We start from the raw sequence: 1996 nt of genomic DNA, 5'->3' as shown, positions 1-1996 counted from the left end.
CCGGAGTTCCGCAGCAGCGGTAGTGGCATAGTCGCCGAAAACCCGGTTTGAGCTGCGGAAATGCCGCATGGCCCAGTGGCGGGGTGTGTCACTAGGCGGCGGTGAACGTGCTGGTCAGGCGGGTGTCGTCACGCCGAGGACCTTCTTGGGCGGTTCGACGTGCAGTGCTGCGTAGAGATCCTGCTGCGGCTTGGCGAGCTGGGTGGTCTGGCGGAAGGAGCCGGCCGAGCCGGTAAGGGTGACGGCGTGGATGCGCTGGAGTTGTTCGCGGATGCGGTTCCAGGTGGTCCCGGTGCGGGTCTCGGCGACGCGGATCAGCAGCAGCGCCAGCCAGCACAGCAGGACGTGGGCGCGGATGCGGTCTTCTCGGCGGTGGTAGACCGGGCGGAGGTCGAGCAGTTGCTTCATGTCCCTCCAGCCGCGTTCCACCTCGAGAAGCTGTTTGTATCCCAGAGCGATGTCCTCGGCGCTCAGGTTCGGGTCGGAGGACCGCAGCAGGTACTTGCCGTCGAGATTCTCCTCGGCGGCGATCTTCTTCTTGTCGATCCTGAGTAGTCCGCCGGGGGTGCTCCGCAGGAAGCGTTTCAGGCCGGGCTTGGTGGACAATTGCCCGGCCAGGTGGGCGCGTTCGGTTGCCTTCAGCTTGTCGCTGCCGGCGATGGCCTCCTCGAGCTGGGTGACGAGTTTGGTGCGGACGGCAGCGTCGCGGGCGGCCTGCTCGGGGTTGAAACAGATGACGAACCGGTCGTCGGAGCCAATGTTGACCTCCTTGACCTGCATGTTGTCGCGGACGGTCGCGTAGCGGCCGGGCCTGGACAGGGCTGCCTTGACCTCGGCGGAGCCGGAACGGAGCTTCTCGCCGATGATGTAGCCGCCACCTGCTTGCATCAGCGCGCGGCGGTTGGCGGCGGAGGTGAAGCCGCGGTCGGCGACCCACACGACGCGCGAGAGGGACCATTCCCGCAGGTCGCGTTTGACCTGGCGGATCAGGTCGGAGTCGGCGGTCGCTCCGGGCCATGACCAGACGCGGACCGGGATACCGTCGCGAGTGACGGCCATGCCGACGACGACCTGGGGTAGGTCGTCGCGGGAATCCTTGGACTTGCCATGGGCGCGGAATCCCCGGTGGTGGGTGGCGAGTTGGGGATCGGCGTCCTCGGGCAGCAGGCGGCCGTCCGGGTCACGTGGTGCGGGCTCGTCGGCCTCCTCGGTCTCGAAGTAGGTGCTGGTGGTGTCGAAGAACAGCAGGTCCACTTCGAGGTTGAGCAGGTCGGTGACCTGGAAGTACACCTCCTTGGCCAGCGCCGGCTCTATCTGCAGCAGCCAGTCCATCGCCCGGTAGCAAGCGTCGTCGCTGACCTGTCCGAGCCCGGTGATGAGCGTGTCGTGGGCGATCCAGTCGGTGGCGGCGAGCTTGCTGGAGGCGTCCAGGGCGCGGTTGGCGGTCAGCGCGAACAGCACCCGCTCGACGCGGGCCGGGATCTTGCGGCCCGTCAGCTTCTTGGCCATGACCTTGTCGATGCCGAGCTGGTGCCACAGAGCGTCGAGGGCGTGCGCGGCGCCGAACGGCCGGGAGTCCGTCAGGGTCAGGCTGTCGCCGGAGGCCGGCGGTGCTCCGGTCGGGTCCAGCATCCGGCCGAGCGCCGCGATCAGGCGCTCGATGGCTGGGCGGTCGAGTTGGTCCTCGCGGCCGAAGGAGTACAGGACCTTGGTACGGGATGCCTTGGCGGCCGGGTCCCACTCGTTGTGGGCGAGTTGGAGGTAGCGCACGGTCTTGCCGTCGCGGCCCTTGCGCGTGGATGCCTTCACGTACACGGGCAGCGACCCTATCAGGTCTGATCGCTAGCCCATCCAACTGAATCAGCAGGTCACAGTCATAAGCTCCGGGATCACGTGTCACTAGGGATTCTGACGCCTGCCGCTATGTCTCAACCGCCTGACCAGCAGGTTTGCCATGCATCACCTGCCAGAAGGCCGATTTGCTGCGGAACTCCGG

Annotated in this window: 1 protein-coding gene; it reads right to left on the bottom strand. The window is 66.9% G+C overall.

The genetic code is table 11. The features are described 5' to 3' along the window. Positions 1-114: 114 nt before the first annotated feature. Positions 115-1809: an IS1634 family transposase gene (locus AB0M27_RS47560; RefSeq protein ID WP_365732429.1), complete on the bottom strand. Its 1695-nt coding sequence runs from the start codon at positions 1807-1809 to the stop codon at positions 115-117. Positions 1810-1996: the final 187 nt, after the last annotated feature.

It is taken from the genome of Streptomyces sp. NPDC052107, assembly GCF_040680215.1.
Taxonomy (GTDB): Bacteria; Actinomycetota; Actinomycetes; order Streptomycetales; family Streptomycetaceae; genus Streptomyces.
The sequence above is the reverse complement of the archived record's forward strand: the minus strand, read 5'-3'. Positions and strand labels throughout refer to the sequence as shown.